Origin of the sequence: Lyngbya sp. CCY1209 (genome assembly GCF_035615495.1) — a bacterium.
Taxonomy (GTDB): Bacteria; Cyanobacteriota; Cyanobacteriia; order Cyanobacteriales; family Microcoleaceae; genus Limnospira.
This window is the reverse complement of sequence record NZ_JAJENU010000106.1, coordinates 1-821: the sequence shown is the minus strand read 5'-3', so window position 1 is coordinate 821 and position 821 is coordinate 1. Positions and strand designations below refer to the sequence as shown.

1 protein-coding gene is annotated in these 821 nt (G+C 42.3%); it reads left to right on the top strand.

What is annotated here, in order from left to right; genetic code table 11:
- Positions 1 to 164: 164 nt before the first annotated feature.
- Positions 165 to 734: a transposase gene (locus LKE08_RS00675; protein WP_324702267.1), complete on the top strand. Its 570-nt coding sequence runs from the start codon at positions 165 to 167 to the stop codon at positions 732 to 734.
- Positions 735 to 821: the final 87 nt, after the last annotated feature.

Here is an 821-nt window from a genome sequence, read left to right as displayed (position 1 = left end):
CAAAGAAACCGGGTTTCTAGAAGCACCTTGGGTTTCCCCCCGAGATCTCAATAGAAACCCGGTTTCTAGACCCGAGTTTCTAAACGCGATAAACCCGGCTTCTAGAGCCCGTTTATTGAAGCTATGATATCCTAGATCTATCATCGAGTTTCGAGGAGTTAAAAATGCCGCGTCGCCAAATCGTCTTTGAAACGGGTCGCTACTACCATATTTATAATCGGGGTCACAATCGGCAGGCGATATTTTTTAATCGAGATAATTACATCCACTTTTTGAGATTAATTAACAAATATTTGATCGAAACAAATTCCGCCGATATTATCGCCTATTGCTTGATGCCCAATCACTATCATCTGTTGGTGTATTTGCGGGCGGATCATTTCTCGAAGTCAATGCAAAGGTTGAGCGTGTCTTATGTCAAAGCGTTCAACAAATCTTATCAACGGGTCGGAACCTTATTTCAAAGACGATTTCAGGCGATTCTCGTAGATCGGGATGAATATTTATTTCAGTTGACCCGATATATTCACTTGAATCCAGTCAAAGCAAAGCTAGTTGACAAAGCCGAAGATTGGGAATTTTCCAGTTATCGAGAATATGTGGATTTGCGGCCGGGGAGTTTGCCCAAGTGTGAAGAAGTGCGATCGCATTTTAACTCGGCGAATAATTATCGTCGTTTTGTGGAACGTTCGATCCAAACCGCATCGATTCAACATTTGATGTTTGACGAGTAATCTGTGAAAGAAGAAACCCGGTTTCTAGAAGCATCTTTGATTTTCCCCCGAGATCTCAATAGAAACCCGGTTTCTAGACCCGAGTTT